At 52.8% G+C, this 16,125-nt stretch carries 14 protein-coding genes; 5 read left to right on the top strand and 9 right to left on the bottom strand.

The genetic code is table 11. The annotated features are described in order from the left end of the window. Positions 1-201 precede the first annotated feature (201 nt). Together ACX1DY_RS24065 and ACX1DY_RS24060 are read right to left on the bottom strand one after the other, a co-directional pair. Positions 202-2,061, bottom strand: a complete 1,860-nt coding sequence (locus ACX1DY_RS24065; RefSeq protein ID WP_458966755.1) for an assimilatory sulfite reductase (NADPH) flavoprotein subunit — start codon at positions 2,059-2,061, stop codon at positions 202-204. Between the two features lie 248 nt (positions 2,062-2,309). Beyond that, positions 2,310-2,903, bottom strand: a complete 594-nt coding sequence (locus ACX1DY_RS24060; protein ID WP_458966730.1) for a TetR/AcrR family transcriptional regulator — start codon at positions 2,901-2,903, stop codon at positions 2,310-2,312. Between the two features lie 153 nt (positions 2,904-3,056). On the opposite strand from ACX1DY_RS24060, the gene ACX1DY_RS24055 reads away from it, so the two are divergent. Continuing rightward, positions 3,057-4,226 (top strand): alpha/beta hydrolase, encoded by a 1,170-nt coding sequence (locus ACX1DY_RS24055; protein ID WP_458966729.1) that lies wholly within the window; start codon positions 3,057-3,059, stop codon positions 4,224-4,226. Positions 4,227-4,240: 14 nt separating this feature from the next. Here the strand turns inward: ACX1DY_RS24055 and lspA are convergent, their stop codons facing one another. Then, positions 4,241-4,699, bottom strand: a complete 459-nt coding sequence (lspA, locus tag ACX1DY_RS24050) for a signal peptidase II (RefSeq protein WP_458966728.1) — start codon at positions 4,697-4,699, stop codon at positions 4,241-4,243. A gap of 233 nt (positions 4,700-4,932) precedes the next feature. Here lspA and ACX1DY_RS24045 point away from each other — a divergent pair, with 233 nt between their 5' ends. Both ACX1DY_RS24045 and ACX1DY_RS24040 read left to right on the top strand, forming a co-directional pair. Next, positions 4,933-5,202 (top strand): ACT domain-containing protein, encoded by a 270-nt coding sequence (locus ACX1DY_RS24045; RefSeq protein WP_019910116.1) that lies wholly within the window; start codon positions 4,933-4,935, stop codon positions 5,200-5,202. Between the two features lie 60 nt (positions 5,203-5,262). Continuing rightward, positions 5,263-6,618: a DUF711 family protein gene (locus tag ACX1DY_RS24040; protein WP_458966754.1), complete on the top strand. Its 1,356-nt coding sequence runs from the start codon at positions 5,263-5,265 to the stop codon at positions 6,616-6,618. A gap of 163 nt (positions 6,619-6,781) precedes the next feature. On the opposite strand, the gene ACX1DY_RS24035 is transcribed toward ACX1DY_RS24040, so the two are convergent. From ACX1DY_RS24035 to ACX1DY_RS24025, 3 genes are all read right to left on the bottom strand, one after another. Next, positions 6,782-7,735 (bottom strand): sigma-70 family RNA polymerase sigma factor, encoded by a 954-nt coding sequence (locus ACX1DY_RS24035; protein ID WP_458966727.1) that lies wholly within the window; start codon positions 7,733-7,735, stop codon positions 6,782-6,784. Positions 7,736-7,748: 13 nt separating this feature from the next. Beyond that, a complete protein-coding gene (locus ACX1DY_RS24030) occupies positions 7,749-8,195 on the bottom strand; it encodes a carboxymuconolactone decarboxylase family protein (RefSeq protein WP_458966726.1) in 447 nt (148 codons plus the stop codon). 64 nt (positions 8,196-8,259) lie between these two features. After that, positions 8,260-9,717: an MFS transporter gene (locus ACX1DY_RS24025; RefSeq protein ID WP_458966725.1), complete on the bottom strand. Its 1,458-nt coding sequence runs from the start codon at positions 9,715-9,717 to the stop codon at positions 8,260-8,262. A gap of 165 nt (positions 9,718-9,882) precedes the next feature. Between ACX1DY_RS24025 and ACX1DY_RS24020 the strand changes: the two genes are divergently transcribed. Together ACX1DY_RS24020 and ACX1DY_RS24015 are read left to right on the top strand one after the other, a co-directional pair. After that, a complete protein-coding gene (locus ACX1DY_RS24020) occupies positions 9,883-10,314 on the top strand; it encodes a MarR family winged helix-turn-helix transcriptional regulator (RefSeq protein ID WP_458966724.1) in 432 nt (143 codons plus the stop codon). A gap of 345 nt (positions 10,315-10,659) precedes the next feature. Beyond that, positions 10,660-11,172 carry a YbaK/EbsC family protein gene (locus ACX1DY_RS24015; RefSeq protein WP_458966723.1) on the top strand — a complete coding sequence of 171 codons (513 nt, stop codon included), beginning with the start codon at positions 10,660-10,662 and terminating at the stop codon, positions 11,170-11,172. A 59-nt stretch (positions 11,173-11,231) separates the two neighbouring features. Here ACX1DY_RS24015 and ACX1DY_RS24010 read toward each other — a convergent pair whose 3' ends face one another. Genes ACX1DY_RS24010 through ACX1DY_RS24000 form a run of 3 tightly spaced genes read right to left on the bottom strand, consistent with a single transcriptional unit; the run spans position 11,232 to position 16,055 of the window. After that, positions 11,232-12,917, bottom strand: coding sequence for an extracellular solute-binding protein (locus tag ACX1DY_RS24010; protein WP_458966722.1), 1,686 nt, complete (start codon positions 12,915-12,917; stop codon positions 11,232-11,234). After that, entirely contained in the window at positions 12,914-14,317 is a 1,404-nt protein-coding gene (locus tag ACX1DY_RS24005; RefSeq protein WP_458966721.1) for a response regulator, read from the bottom strand. Before ACX1DY_RS24005 ends, ACX1DY_RS24010 begins: the two co-directional genes overlap by 4 nt. Next, a complete protein-coding gene (locus ACX1DY_RS24000; protein WP_458966720.1) occupies positions 14,310-16,055 on the bottom strand; it encodes a sensor histidine kinase in 1,746 nt (581 codons plus the stop codon). The genes ACX1DY_RS24005 and ACX1DY_RS24000 overlap by 8 nt, the downstream gene beginning before the upstream one ends. Positions 16,056-16,125 lie beyond the last annotated feature (70 nt).

Here is a 16,125-nt window from a genome sequence, read left to right as displayed (position 1 = left end):
TCATTTTAGGGTCTGGTCGTACTGCGGGGAATGTTTGGATTTCCGGCCGCTGCCCGTCTTCAAATTTCTTAATTTATACCGCTCTTAGCGGTTGAAATTCGAAGACAAAGGCGGACGCTACCGCTCCTCCAATTCCAAACTTCCCCTCCGTACTTCTACCCTCTTTATGTTTTTTCAAGTTCATCTTATATAGAACTTTTATTAATATACGTCACGCTGGTAGCGCTGCTCCTGCTGCAGGCTGTCGAGATAAGCGGTAGCCGCTTCAGGACTCAGGCCGCCCTCCTCTTGAATGACAGTGATCAGCGCGGAATGGACATCATGGGCCATATGCTTCTCATCACCACACACATAAATATGGGCTCCTTCCTGCAACCAGGTGTAAAGCTCGCGGCTGTGCTCCAGAATACGGTGCTGCACGTATACTTTCTCTTCGGTATCCCGGGAGAAAGCGACATCCAGCTTATTCAGCACGCCGTCCTTCAGCATCCGCTGCCAGTCCGTCTGATAGAGGAAGTCGGTCACGAAATGGCGGTCGCCGTAGAACAGCCATGTTTTGCCATCCGCTCCCTGCTCTTCGCGCTCCTCCAGGAAGGAACGGAACGGCGCAACTCCGGTGCCCGGACCGATCATAATTACAGGCACAGCGGGATCTGCCGGAAGCTTGAAATTCGGATTGTTCTGGATATAGATCGGCAGAGTGTCTCCAGGCTGCACTCTTTCCGCACAGTGAACCGAGCAGACTCCGTAGCGTTCACGGCCATGCGAATGGTAGCGAACCGCGCGGACGGTGAAATGAACCTCATCGGGATTAGCCTTATAGCTGCTGGCAATCGAATACAGCCTTGCAGGCAGCTTGCGCAGAATCGTTACGAAGCTGCGGGCCGGAACGTTCCACGGCGCGAAATCCTGGATCAAATCCAGCAGATCGCGTCCTTGAATATACTCCTTCAGGTCCTGTTGCCGCTCCGGTCCCATCAGCTCTTGCAGGGCAGCGGACGAAGACAGCTTCGCCGCCTGCTCCAGCAGCGGCTTGGTCAGGACGGTTATCTCATAATGGCGGAGCAGAGCTTCCTTCAGCGGGCCCTCTTCACCTTTTTTGTTCAGTTGAACGGCTTCATCGGGATTCCAGCCCATAGCGGCAATGATCTCCTCTACCAGCCGGGGATGATTCTCCGGGTAGACACCGAGGGCGTCCCCCGGCTCAAAGGTAAGATCGGAGCCTGCCAGCGACAGCTCCAGATGGCGGGTCTCCCGGTCTGAGCCGCGGCCGTTCAGATTCAAATTCTCCAGCACCTCGGCATGAAACGGGTTATTCCGTGAATATGCCGATTGCGGCAGCTCAGCTTGCCCGGCAGCCGGTACAGCCTGCCCAGCAATGCCCGGGGCATGCTGCGCCCCGTTTAGGGCGCTGAGCACCTGCCCAGTCCACTCTGCCACCTGCTCATCGTAATCAAGATCGCAATCTACGCGCGGGCTAAGCCGCTGACCGCCAAGCTCTTCCAGCTTCTGATCGAAGTCCTTGCCGGTCTGGCAGAAAAATTCATAGGAGGTATCGCCAAGCGCCAGCACGGAGAAGCGCAGGTGACCGAGCTGCGGCGCTCTTTTGCTATACAGAAATTCGTGAAAGGAACGGGCATTATCCGGCGGCTCGCCTTCGCCGTGGGTGCTGACCAGAAGCAGCAGATTCTCTACCTTCTTCAGCGCGTTTGGCTTGAAGCTGTTCATCGCCATAGTCGTAACCTGGAAGCCCTGCTCCTCCAGCTTGCGGGACAGGCCGGACGCGAGACGCTGGCAGTTGCCCGTCTGGGAGCCGAACAGCACTGTCACTTCGCGGGATACCGCCGGCTGCACTGCTGCAGGCAAGCCTTCCGTGCCTGTGACAACTAACGGAAGGGCAGACACTGAAGCGGCAGATCCGGCTGTGCTCTCCTGCAATGAGAGTGCGGCTAAATATCCGCCGAGCCAAATCCGCTGCGAGCCTGTGAGTGACGGCAGAAGGCGGTTCAGAAGCTCAATCTGTTCCTCGTTGAAAGGACTGTTCGTAACTTGTAATTGCAACAATATCGACCTCTCCTCAGCATGAAATCTGCTTCCCTTTTAACATCTTTGAATCAGGCTATCACAATTATAAGAAACGAGCAACGAGTCCGACATCACCCAATTATTACGCTAATAAGAATATAATCCCATAAAATGCGCAAAAGCCGCTTAAATCAGAGTAAAAAGCTCTGATTTAGCCGACTTCATTACAATTAATGATAACTTCTATTAGATAAAATGATAGTTGAACGATGTGAATTCCCTTGTTAACATTCAGCCGGAACCAATCCGGAGACATTCACCGGCCCACTGGTCAGCAGCACCACCAACTGCCCCGCCATAAAGGCAGGAGAATATTTCATATCGTTATTCAGCCACCAGGAAATGGCCCCTAAATAAAGCGATGATAACAGCTCAATAAATATATCCTTTGAGATCAGGGGCTGCTCCTGGAAGCCTTGATCAAGCTTTTGAGCGAGCAAGCGGCCAAGCTTCAGGCGAAAGTCCTGAATTCCACGCCCGCCAAGCATCGCCTTATAAAAGAGCGCGTCCTCTGCAATGGTTGCCAGAATCTTTTCTATGTCACGGGTCAAGCCTTCCTGGTTCAAATGCCCCTCCTGTACATGTGCCCCCGGAATAATCAGTGAAATCAGCTTGCCCGTCACTTCATCAACGGTTGTGTTCAGCAGTTCATACTTATCAGTGTAATGCAGATAAAAGGTGGAGCGGTTAATTTGGGCTTGCCCGGCAATATCGTTTACTGTGACAGCCTCAAACCCTTTTTCAGCGATTAAGCTAATCAGAGCACCCCGGATCAGCTTTCTCGTCTTCAATACACGCAAATCGGTTTCTTTAGACATCCTTCGTCCCTCCGTCTATTATCTCCCGGATTCTCCACACAGTCAGGCGGGGTTGATGTATATCCAATAAAAAGCCAAATATCAATGATTGCCGTTCTCCCCATGGAAAAGTATAGTTCGTTGTATCCAATTAAGAAAGCAGGCGATATAAGTATGGCAGAGGGACAAAGAACAATATCCGATTTTCCGGTAGGCTTTTATTACGATCTCCATCAGGATTTCAGCATCAATTTTCAGATGAACCGCTTTTATAGCTGGACCAACGATTCGGAGATGCTGGAGGAAATGCGCACAGCGGCTTCCCGTATCCACAACTACGCGGATTTAATCGAGATTTTTCTGGAGCTGAGCGGGCAGGCGGCTGAAGCCGGAAAAAAGCTCAAGGCAGCTTTTTATCTGCGCGGTGCTGAATTCTACATGCCGGAAGACCATGCCTTGAAGCAAGCCTCCCGCCAGCAATTTATTGCTTTGACAAGAGCGCACTATAACGTGCAAGCGAACCAGCATTATGATATTCCCTATGAGCAAGGCTTCCTCTCTTCGTACCGTTTCTCACCCCAAGCTCCGGCAAAAGGCAGCATCGTCATGTTTGGCGGATTTGACAGCTATATTGAGGAATTGTTCCTGATGGCACTCGTGTTAAAGGATGCGGGATACGATGTGGTGTGTTTTGATGGCCCCGGTCAAGGAGCCGCCCTGGAGGATTGGAAGCTGCCATTGACTCATGAATGGGAGAAGCCGGTACAAGCGGTGCTGGACTTTTTTGAGCTGGATGAGGTTTCGCTGATCGGACTGTCCCTGGGCGGATATCTGGTGCTCCGTGCTGCAGCTTTTGAGAAGAGGGTCAAACGGGCCATAGCCGATGATATTTGTGCGGATTTTTATAAAGTTCTGTTAAAACAGACGGGGCCTCTTCTTGCGGAGAAAATCCACGATCTTCTGCTTGGTGAAAATGAAGATGAGATTAATTCACTCTTTCTCCGGGTGATGGATCAAAATTTAATGCTGAATTGGGGAATACGGCAAGGGATGCATGTGACCGGAAGTCATACTCCGTACGGATTTCTGAAACAGACCCAACTCTACAACACGTCAGAAATCTCGCCGCTCCTCATGCAGGATGTTCTTCTTTTGGCGGGGCAGGAGGATCACTATATCCCACTTGTTCAGTTCTCCGAGCAGAGCAGCTCCCTTACGCATGTACGGTCACTGACCACCCGTTTATTCACGCGCCAGGAGCAGGCTCAGAACCATTGCCATGTGGGCAACATCGGTCTCTCCATTGATGTTATCCTACAATGGATCCAGCAAATGGAGAGATGATGTGAGCCTTGTCTTTATCTTTTAAATGCTACGCGCTTTAACTGTCTCATCAGCAGATGCACCACAATCAGCAGACCTCCGGCATTGATCGCCAGATCGGCCAGATTCAGAATGCCGCCACGGCTGCCGAAGACGAGAAAATCGGTGACCTGATGGTAGATTACGCGGTCAATGGCGTTGCCAATCGCACCTCCGACCAGAAAACCGCTGGCCGCTTCCAGCACGGGTCCGCGAAGCTCCCCCTTGCGTCTGTAATAGAAAATTGCAACAACGAAGAGCACAGCCACAATGGCAAAATACTTCCCGTAGCCCTGAAAGGAGCTGAACGCTGCCCCGCTGTTCTCATAATAAGTAAACTGAAGATGCCCGCTCCAGAAGGGAACGGTTTCCCCCAGTTGCATGTTGGAGCGAACGATCCACTTGGCAGCCTGGTCCACGATAATCACCAGTGCTGAAATCAAATAAAATAACATAATGGTTCCCCTCTCTACACTCGGCAAAAGTTAGAATTACGACGTTCTCAGAGTCCAGCTTATCACACTAGCCCCCCCTCATTCATCTCTGCTCTTTCTTTCCGGGAACTCCTTAATCCAATAATTCATAAAAACTTTGGTTGTAGAGTGTGCAATCCTTTGCCATAATGATTGAAACAGTTCATTCCATTAAAGCGGCGGATGAACAGAGCACAAGATAGGAGGCTTTTTCATTGAAGGGGATTATTACTGTACTGGGAAAAGACAAGGTAGGCATTATCGCAAAGGTCTGCACATACCTCGCAGGCCACAATCTCAACATTCTGGATATTTCGCAGACGATTGTGCAGGATTATTTCAACATGATGATGATTGTCGATATTTCCGCGCCAAGCAAGTCCTTTGAGGAAATTGTTGAGGACCTGCAGCAGGTGGGGGAAGAGATCGGCGTGGAGATCAAGCTCCAGCATGAGGATATTTTCAATATTATGCACCGGATTTAAGCAGCCTGAACACTACTGCAAAGAAGCCATTGTCAACAAAATTTAAGGAGCATAGCTATGATTTCAATTGTGGAAGTACAGGAAACGAATAAAATGATCCGGGAAATGAATCTGGACGTCCGTACCATTACGATGGGAATCAGCCTGATGGACTGCGCCCATACAGATATGCGGGTGTTTAACCAGAATGTGTACGACAAAATCACCCGTTCCGCCGAGAAGCTGGTCAAAACCGGTGAAGATCTGGAACGGCAATTCGGCGTGCCGATTGTCAACAAACGGATTTCGGTGACCCCGATCTCCATTGCTGCCGGAGCGGTTCATACCGATACCTATGTGCCGGTTGCAGAAATACTGGACCAGGCAGCCAAAGAGGTCGGCGTTAACTTCATCGGCGGCTTCTCAGCGCTTGTGCAGAAGGGCTGCACCAAGGGTGACCGGATTCTGATTGACAGCATCCCGGAAGCGCTGGCTGTTACCGAAAGAGTCTGCTCCTCCGTCAACGTCGGCTCCTCGCGCAGCGGAATCAACATGGATGCCGTAAAGCTGATGGGCGACATTATCCTCCAGACGGCTGAGCGCACCAAGGAACGCGATTCCATCGGCTGCGCCAAGCTGGTGGTTTTCTGCAATGCAGTTGAGGACAACCCGTTTATGGCCGGCGCTTTTCACGGGGTTGGTGAGCGCGAATGCGTAATCAACGTTGGTGTCAGCGGACCAGGCGTAATCAAGCGTGCGCTGGAGGAAGTTAAAGGACAGGACTTCGAAACGCTCTGCGAAACGATCAAGCGGACCGCCTTCAAGGTTACCCGCGTCGGCCAGCTCGTTGCCCAGGAAGCCTCCAAACGGCTGAACGTGCCTTTTGGCATTATTGACCTGTCGCTTGCGCCAACTCCGCTGATCGGTGATTCCATCGCCGAGATTTTCCAGGTGATGGGGCTGGAGGAAGCCGGGGCGCCGGGAACTACGGCCGCGCTCGCCATCCTTAATGACAATGTCAAAAAAGGCGGCGTCATGGCCTCCTCCTATGTCGGCGGACTCAGCGGCGCTTTTATCCCGGTCAGTGAAGACCACGGCATGATCCAGGCTGTGCAGCGCGGTGCGCTAACGCTGGAGAAGCTGGAAGCCATGACCTGCGTGTGCTCGGTCGGCCTTGACATGATCGCCATTCCCGGCAGCACCAGCAAAGAAACCATCGCCGGCATCATCGCCGACGAAGCCGCTATCGGCATGGTGAACAACAAGACGACTGCGGTTCGCGTCATCCCGGTCATCGGCAAGGAAGTAGGCGAAATGGTTGAGTTCGGCGGACTGCTCGGCTATGCGCCGGTAATGGCCGTGAACCCGTTCAACTGTGCAGGGTTCGTAAACCGGGGCGGACGTATTCCCGCCCCGATCCACAGCTTCAAGAACTAACACGCGATCAATAGTGTACTGGCACAATGCCAAAAGCGCCGCTCCCGGGCAACAGGGGGCGGCGCTTTTATTATAACTTTAGATTTTCATTTTGGGTCGTGACTGCGGGGAATGTTTGGACTTCCGGCCGCTGCCCGTCTACAGATTTCTAATTGTGGCTAATTCAATCTGGGGCGCCCGCAGCAACATGCCCAAGCTTGCCCGGGGCCAGCATAAGATACAGCTCCTGAATCTGTTCCCCGCTCTTGTCCACGGTCAGGCAGAGCACTGCCTTGATCTCCCCTTGCTGCTTGAACACGAGATTCTGTTCTCCATTGATCATACCGAAGGAAATCTCCCACTCCCGCATCTTCCGCAGAACCCGCTTCGAGGTCAGCAAGGCCAGCACACCCTTGCGTCCAACCATTGGTCTTAGGATCGTTTGTACCTCCTGCCCGCCGCCGTCACCGACAAGCACTGGCTGCTCGGCGAGCAGCTTCAGCATTCCGCCGACATCATAGGCGGTAAAAGCTGCGGTGAACCGGCGCAGCAGCGTCTCTCTGGAAGTGCCGGAACCCGGTGCGTCTGACACTGGCAATGGCTGCTTGGCCTGAATCGTCCGCTTGGCCCGGCTGTAAATCTGCCTGCAGTTGCTCTCGGACTTGCCAACCATCTCCGCGATGGCATCATATTCATACTGAAAGGCCTCTCTCAGCACAAACACGGCTCTTTCGGCAGGCGACAGCCGCTCCAGCAGCACCAAAAAAGCGTAGGAAAGTGTATCCTTCCGTTCCGCCGCCGCTTCCGGCCCGTCGTAAGGCTCGCTCACCGGCTCAGGCAGCCATTCTCCGATGTACGTCTCTCTACGGCTGCGTGCCGAGCTGAGCAGGTTCAGACAGCGGTTGGTGATGCCCTTGGCTACATAAGCCTTCATGTTGAGAATTCCGCTGCGGTCCCGCCGCTGCAGCTCAGCAAAACAATCCTGCACAGCATCCTCCGCATCAGCCACCACCCCCAGCATTCTATAGGCAATCGAAAAAGCGTACCTATAATAGCTGCGGTACAGCTCCTCCAGGCTCATATTTCCCACCGCTTGCGTAGCTGCTCCAGCTCCAAGCTCACCGTCCCGGTCCTTCACCCCCGTACCTCCTTTAGTTAAAACATCCCGGATACATTCCTGTCGATATCGCGATCCGATTCCAGCTATTGATGGTGTTGATCACCATAATCCAGTCCACGAACTCCTCCTGGCTGAAATGCTCCATAACCTTGTCATACAAGGCTTGCGGCACACCCGCCTGACTGATAAGAGTAACCGTCTCTGCAAGCTCCAGCAGCGCTTTTTCCCGCTCCGTAAAAAGCGGCACCTCTCTCCAGACGCTCAGCAGCAGGATATGATCGGCATAATCGCCCAGCTTCAGCAAATCCTTCGCATGCATATCAAGACAGAAGGCACAGCCGTTGATCTGGGAGACCCGTATCTTCACCAATTCATATAATACCTTATCCTTGATACGCCCGCCCGCATGCTGCTCTAGTGTCATCATTGCCCGAAAAGCTGGTTCATTAGCCGTTCTGTAGTTAAACCGTAAACTCATTTTCATCGCCTCCATAATATGTGTACATACTGGAGACAATATAGCGTTCTGATTTGTGACAGCCCTATGCTTTTATTGCTCTTTTGGCTCTCTTAATAGTGATCATCCGCCAGCCCGTAAGCAGCGCCGACACCAGGCAAATAACCGATGAAGTCAGGAACACGGCATGCATCCCGGAGAGAAAAATATCCGGACGGCCCGCGATCAGACCGGTTACCCGGTAGCCCGCCCTGCTGCTCATTACATTGAACAGAATTGAGGTGGCGATGGTGATGCCGACCACCATGCCGACATTGCGGACCAGTGAATTGACGCTGCCTGCCGACCCAAGCTGTGTGCGCGGCACAGTGGACATAATCAGCGAATTGTTGGGCGACATGAACAAGCCGCTGCCGGTCCCGAGCATGGCAATCCACACACCTGCAAGCACAACCGGGCTGCCGTCATGCAGGCGGGCCAGACCGAATTGGGCGATGACCATTACGATCAGCCCGGCGAAGGTAAGGAATTCGGAACCGATTTTATCCGACAACGCCCCGCTCAGAGGAGCGATGATAACCATACAGATCGGGAACAGCATCAGCAGAAAGCCTGCATAGAATGGCGACAGATTCAGCATGTTCTGCGCATAGAACGGGGCAATGATATTGAAGCAGAAGTTGGCCACAAAGACCAGAAATGCACATAGGATGCTGAGCGAGAACAAAGGATTCTTGAACAGGGACAACTGGAGCAGCGGATGAGTCCGGCGCAGTTCCACTATGATAAAAGCAATAAAAGCTGCGGCAGCAGCAACCAGCGACGAGAGAATCCGGCTGTCTCCATATCCGAGCTGTTGTCCGAGCAGCAGTCCGGCAAACAAAGCAACAATAAAAACGGCAAACAGCAGGCTGCCGGGAACGTCAATTTTGGATTTTACATGGATCAGGTCCTTCGGCAGCACCTTCCACCCAAGGGCAATGGCAATGAGTCCGATTGGAACATTGACCCAGAAAATATACTCCCAGCCCAAGGTAGAGACGATGATTCCGCCCAGGCTTGGCCCCGCAATACTGCCGAGTGATACGAAGGTTCCGATCAATCCAAGCGCCTTGCCCCGTTCAGTGGACGGGAAAATATCCGTAACAATGCCCTGGCTGTTAGCCATCGTCATCGAGGCGCCGATAGCCTGAATGATCCGGGAAGCAATCAGGAATGGCAGATTCGCACTCAGGCCGCAGAGCAGCGATCCAATGATGAAGATCACCGTGCCGATTTTGAAAATTCTGATCTTGCCGGCGATATCGCCCAGCTTTCCGAAGAACAGTATGACGGAGCAGATCGCCATCAGGTATCCTGTCGTTACCCACTCCACCTGAGCTATCGGCAACTGAAGCTCCTTCACAAGCACAGGCAGGGCAATATTTACAATGCTGCCGTCCAGCGTAGACATGAAGGTGAACAAATTAAGTACGATCAGAATGATCCAGCGCTTCTTCTGAATCGCCGCATCCTCCTGATAGGTTGCACTGATTGAACTCATACGCAAGCACCTCTGACATCAAATTTTCCGAAAAAATATAGTTGCGCCCGCAACAAAATAACAAACCCAGTGTATCACAATCTAGTTGCATGCGCAACTACTTTACTGTAGTATTTTGGGTGAAAGGCTAATGAACGAAAATAATCAATCAAAGAGGTGCGCATATTGAACTCGAACAAGGAACCTATCGGCAAGCTGCTTTCCCAGCTAACCCGGCAGAGCCAGAAATTCCTCACCAAAGAACTGATGGATTACGGGATCGGCAGCGGCGGACAGCACAGCTTTCTCAAGCTGATCGTGAACCAGCCCGGCATTACGCAGGATCAAATGACAGCCGAGTTGAAATTCGATAAGGCCACTACCGCCCGCGCCGTGAAGCATCTTGAGCAATCGGGCTATGTCGAGCGCCGAACCGATCCCAAGGATCGCCGTTCCTCCCTGCTCTATCCGACAACCAAAGCGATTGAGTTCGCTCCGGTCCTTCAAGAGATTCTGAATGAGCTAAACCGCAAGCTTGCAAGCGGCCTAACCCCAGAGGAAGTGGACACTCTCATTATGCTGCTCCAAAAGATCAGCAGGAATTCCGCGAATCTGTAATCGATCATAAATATGTTTTCATGTAGCGAATATAGACTGTCTATGGGATTAGGTGGAAAAAGGATCACTAATTAACGTGCTACAAGCGTTGTTATCCGAAATAAATGGAAAAACTCCCGCTAAATCTTTCAATAGGACCACTAAAGGCTAGAAATAGTAAAAATAGTGGGAGAAATTCCACTTCAAGTCACATTTCACCTGATTAGATAGCAAATAAGTGAACAATTTCCCACTAAATATTGCTGGCTCAGGGGACGCCTACACCGGATGTTTTCTTTGCCGAATATTCAAAAACAGGTTAAAATGTAAAGCAATATGAGGTGTTTTCAGAAAGGAGTCATGATCTTGTCAATTGCAAGTGTAAAAGAACACTTCCGCCGTGTAGGCAGAGCGCAGGATGTGCGTGAATTTGCCACCTCCAGCGCTACTGTTGAGATGGCCGCTGCAACTATCGGTGTTATTCCTGCCCGGATTGCCAAAACCCTCTCCTTCCGGGGAGCGGACGAACAGGCCATTCTCGTTGTAGCCGCGGGGGATGCCAAGATTGACAATAAGAAATTCAGGGAACGCTTCGGCTTCAAGGCCAGAATGCTTACTCCTGAAGAAGTGCTGGAACAGACCAGTCACGAAATCGGCGGGGTCTGCCCCTTTGGACTGGCTCATGAGCTTGAGGTCTACCTGGATGTGTCGATGAAACGGTTCACCACGCTTTTCCCGGCCTGCGGAAGCACTAACTCCGCGATTGAGCTGACCTGCGATGAGCTGGCAATGTATTCGGGGAGCAAGGACTGGGTCGATGTCTGCAAGGGCTGGAATGAGGACGAAACGCCGGAATTTGAGGAAGGAACAACACTGTGAACAACAAAATGGACAAAAGCAGGCCGGAATCCTCATTCACGGGGACTCCGGCCTGTTTCCTATTTATTCACATTCTTGCTCTCCACGATTTGCGTAACTTCCTTGGTAATGATGTCACCGCCCATGCTCTTCCACTTGGCTACGAAGAGATCGAAATCGCTCAGCGGTGAATCGCCGACAATAATGTTCAGGAAGGTCTCGCTCTCGAGCGTTTGCAGCTCAGACCAATTCCGCTGCATATGCAGCGTGCTCCCGTAAAAGACACTACGAACTTTCTCAATGGCGGTCGAAGACAACACGGCGACTCCGTATTTATAGGCGTTGGCTGCCTTCCAGCCCTCCAGATTTTTTTTGGGCTGCTCCTCTTCGGTAAGCCAGTGGTTATAGAGCAGCTTTGTGTCCGGGTCCAGAGCACCCGGATCAATTTTGCCGTGCAGTGCCTGCTGCATATCCGAATAATGCTTCTCGATGGCGCCGGAATAATCAATCAGCAGGTCGAACGGGTAATAGGCCCGGGGCTGAATGCCAGTCTGCGCAGAGAAATCATCAAGCTGCTTGACCGCCTCCTGATTAGGGTCCCTTCTCCGTTCCAGCCGGGTAAAAACATTCAGCAGCTTCACCACAGCTTCGGGATGCTCATAGCCTTTGCGCACGACCAGATAGCGGTCCGTGACCGGAGCCATGTGTGTTATAAAATTGCCCGCTGCATCAAGCGGTGCGGCATATGCCCGCCATTCTGCCTTGGTATCGAGAGCCACCGCCTCCGACAGCGGATAGAAGGGCATCCACCACGGACCGAAGAACATCCCTGACTTGCCGGAGATAATCGGCTCCTGGGTTTCTTTGTAAAGGGCAAAATCCGGGTCGATCAGCCCCCGCTTGTACCAATCGGCCAGCTTAGCCAAGGCCATCTTCGTCTCCGGGGTAATCGAGCCATAGACAATATTGCCCTGGCTGTCCTTGATCCAATTGGTCGGAAACGCATGAAAAGCGCTGAACACGGAATCCAGTCCGTTGACATGGGGTTTCGTGCCGTACACGATATTTTTGTACGCGCTGAGGCCAATCGTATCACGCTTGCCGTTGCCGTCCGGGTCACGTTCAATGAAAGCCTTGGCGATCCGCTCAATATCCTCAAAGGTATGCGGAGCCGGAAGCTCCAGCCGGTCCAGCCAATCCTGCCGGACCCACAGCAGCGAAGGCGAATCCGCATTGATCGCCACATTCGGCAGGCCGTACAGCTTGCCGTTCCGGGTTGCGTCGCCCAGCGCTTCGCCTTGGGTGGAATCATACATATCCTTGATCAATTCGGACCCGTACTGCTTGTATGTCTCGGTCAGATCCGCAATCATATCGCTGTCAATCAGCTTCGCTAATTGATCCCTGTCAACGACCATCGCATCGGGCAGATCATTGCTGTCAATCGCGAGCTGTGCTTTTTGCGTGTACGGCTCTTCGCCCTTCGCTTCCCAAGAATGAATAACCTTGATATTCGTCAGACTCTCCAAATAACGGGAGATCGGATTGTTGTCGTTGCTGTCTCCTGTATTCAGGCGGGAATCCGGCACCTTGAAGCCAATCCGCATCACAACCGACTCGTCATATTTGCCGTAGGCGGCTGAGTCTGCACTATTCGCCGAAATTGTCCCGCCCGTTGCCTTCGCATCCGGCACTCTGCCCCCGCGGCAGGCCGATAGAGACAAGAGCGCCACAGCGAGGAGAACATATTTAACCGTTCTGTTCACCGCTCTATCCCCTCCGCACGATATTCGCTCGGCAGCTTGCCTACACGTTCCCGGAACAGCCTGCTGAAATAACGGTCATCCTCAAAGCCGGATCTGCCGGCAATTTCGCATACCGGATAATGGGTCTCCAGCAGCAGCGATTTAGCCAACTCCAGCCGCATGCCCCGCAGACTCTCGCCAAAGGTCTCACCGGCAAAACGGGCAAAACACTGGCTGAAATACCCTCTGCTCATGTTGATCTCGGCAGCTACATCTCCCTGATTGATCTTGTCTCCGGCATGGCTCCTCATATAGCGGACCGCACGGATCAGGCAGAACATCACCTCTTTGCTCAGTCCCAGCTCAAGCATCCGCCGCTGCGCACAACCGGAGAACTGCCGCAGCCAGTTTTTCCAGTGAGACCAGCTCAGGTTGCCTGCAGCCAAATCTTCCAGCTGCGCCGTTTCTTCAGCCTTCAGAATCAGCCCGTTCCAGCCGTGCAAAAGCGCATAACCAAATGCTGCAATCCTCTCATGCCCGGGCTGCTGCCGATGCACATGAGCGATGAAGGTCTCCCAAGCCTCCCGGTCGAGCGCCCACCGGAGATTCAGCGCATGCTCCAGTGCATCTTCTCCGGTTATGGGCAGAATCTCCTCTGCCGCTATCCTTTTGAGCTCAGCATAGTCCAGCCTGGCCGGCTCCCCGGTCCCCTCATAATAAAAGAGCGCATGGTGCGCTGCTTTGCCAAGCACCTCCTCTACCTCCTGAAGCTGCCGGTCCTTAAGTCCGCTTACCAGCGCCGCCGTCCAGCGTCCGCCAAGAACGCTTTTGAGCTCCCGGCCGCCCTCTTCCTCCGTAAAACGCCCAGGCAGCGGGGTGAGCCACATGTTCTTCAGCGCAAGCAGTGGATTATTCTTCACGATAGAAAGCCGGAACAGCTCCTCTTCATTGCCATGATGCCCCAGTGGAAGATAGAGCAATCCATTGTCCGCAGCCACCGCCTTACCCTCTCCGCGCGCGAGCGATTCACGGGCACGGTCCTCCCACTTCACCCGTTCGACCAGACGGCGGATCGTTTCGTCTGCGTTCTCAACCTCCAGCAGCGTTTTGACAATATAATCAACCGCCCCGAGCCGCAGCGCCTCCTGCACGTAATCAAATTCATGATGGCAGGTCAGCACGACACAGCGGATCGCGGGAAAACGCCTGCGCACCTGACGGATCAGCTCAAAGCCGGTCATGCCGGGCATTGTAATATCCACAAACAGCAGATCAGCCTCCTGCTCGCGGAGCAGGGCCAGCGCGGCATTGCCGTCCCCGGCTTCACCAACGATCACCACCCCGAAGGACGCCCAATCAATTAGCGAGATGAAGCCTTTGCGCACCAGGCGTTCGTCATCGACCACAACAGCTCTAATCATCGAAGTCCTCCTTGCTTTTGATGGGTATGATTATGATTACGCTTGTTCCCTCATCTGTTCCGCTCATAATTTGCAGCGACATTTGCTCTCCGAAATAAGTTCTCAGCATACGCTTTACGTAGGAGAAGCCGATCCCCAGCCCCCGCTTGCCCACTACTCCATCCGCGAGAAGCTCCTCCATCTGGGCCTCATTCATGCCAGTACCGTTGTCCCTCACGCACAGCCGTACTTCTCCCGGGCTATGGGCCGTAATAATGACATCCACTTTTCCGTTGTCGCTAAGGCCGTGATAAATTGAATTCTCCACCAGCGGCTGCAGCAAAAAACGGGGAACCGCAGCGCTCAGCACTGTCTCATCCGCCTGTACATTGAACTCGAACTCGTAGTCATATCGGATGCGCTGCAGCTCCATGTAATTGCGGATCGCTTCAATCTCCTCGCCAATGGTGACAATAATGCTCATCTTGCCGAGATTGTAGTGCAGCACCTTCACCAGCAGTGTGACCAGCTTGTCGATTTCCTTCTGCCCGTTGAGCCGGGCAAGCCACTGCACCGTATTCAGCGTGTTATGCAGAAAATGGGGATTGATCTGGCTGAGCAGCTTTTCGATCTCGAACTGGCTTTTCTGCTTCTCATTGCGGGCTACGGCCAGAAGCAGCTCATTGACCTGATCCTTCATCTGCTGGAAGTTGCTCAGTACAAAGTCGAACTCCTCCACATTGGTGTATGTCACGGGAACCGTTACATTCTCCGCCATGCGGATAATCTCCAGATTCACCTTGCGCAGCGGGCCGTAGATCCGCTTCCAGATCAGCCAGGCCAGAAATCCGGCAAAGAGCAGCGTGGCGAGGGCGAGCAGGATCATTTTGTAGAACCAGGTATAGATCTCGCTGTTGAATACCGATTTCTTAACCACGGCGACCAGCTTCCAGCCCTGCGGGCTTTCGTAACGGAACAGATGGTAGCCGTCAAGCTCCTCATGCGCCGTACCCAGGTTCTTGCCGGCCGCCGCAATAATGCGCTGAGGCAATTCACCGTCAATCGTCTGGGTCAGGCTGCCGCTCTGATTGACCAGCAGATGATTCACCTGCATCCCGTAGGCCTGCTGGTTAAAAATTTTGCGCAGCAGACTATAGTTCGTCTCCAGATAAATGTATAGCTTATGCTGGCCGTTCACCCGGACAATCCGCTGCTCGGAGAAGACAACATTATCGCCGACCGCGTACATCGTTTGGTGCGGCCCGTAGTAATCAGCCCCGTTATAATGCATGAAGGAAGGGAGCTTGCTGATTTCAAAACCCCGCCGTGTGCTCATATTGGTGAACAGCACCGGATCATCACTGCCCGGCATGATATAGGCGGTCAAGCCAATGTAGGGGTTGGTGAAATTGACCAGATTGATCTTCTGGTTAATCGAATTCATGATCTGCGATTTACGGTAGATTTGCTTCTCCTCCAGAAAGGAGGACATTTCCTGCACGATCTGACCATCCAGCGCGAACTGCTTGGAAGCGAAATCAAGGTTGTCGATAGCGTTCTCCAGGCTGAGCGCCTCCTGCCGCAGGCTCGCGCTGATGCCGCTTCCGATTTTGCCGGAAAGCACGGAATAAATCGAGGTATAGGATACAATGCCGACAATTAGCAGCGGCAGCATTGTACCGACCAGCAGGTACATCACCAGAGTTGTCCGCAGCGATTTGACTGCCGGAGCATGCCTTCCCGCCTTCCTTCTCAACATCCGCAGCTCCCTCTTCTCTTCTATTGAAAGCGTTTCATTCACTGATCCTAGAATACCAGATTTGACCTTA

This window comes from Paenibacillus sp. BAC0078 (assembly GCF_054483875.1).
This window is presented reverse-complemented; position numbering and strand designations above follow the sequence as displayed.

Coding starts and splice junctions, on each gene's coding strand:
- ACX1DY_RS24060 (WP_458966730.1), bottom strand. CDS start 2,903: ATGTCTAAAGAAACCGATTTGCGTGTATTGAAGACGAGAAAGCTGATC.
- ACX1DY_RS24030 (WP_458966726.1), bottom strand. CDS start 8,195: ATGAGTTTACGGTTTAACTACAGAACGGCTAATGAACCAGCTTTTCGG.
- ACX1DY_RS24000 (WP_458966720.1), bottom strand. CDS start 16,055: ATGTTGAGAAGGAAGGCGGGAAGGCATGCTCCGGCAGTCAAATCGCTG.
- ACX1DY_RS24055 (WP_458966729.1), top strand. CDS start 3,057: ATGGCAGAGGGACAAAGAACAATATCCGATTTTCCGGTAGGCTTTTAT.
- ACX1DY_RS24005 (WP_458966721.1), bottom strand. CDS start 14,317: ATGATTAGAGCTGTTGTGGTCGATGACGAACGCCTGGTGCGCAAAGGC.
- ACX1DY_RS24025 (WP_458966725.1), bottom strand. CDS start 9,717: ATGAGTTCAATCAGTGCAACCTATCAGGAGGATGCGGCGATTCAGAAG.
- lspA (WP_458966728.1), bottom strand. CDS start 4,699: ATGTTATTTTATTTGATTTCAGCACTGGTGATTATCGTGGACCAGGCT.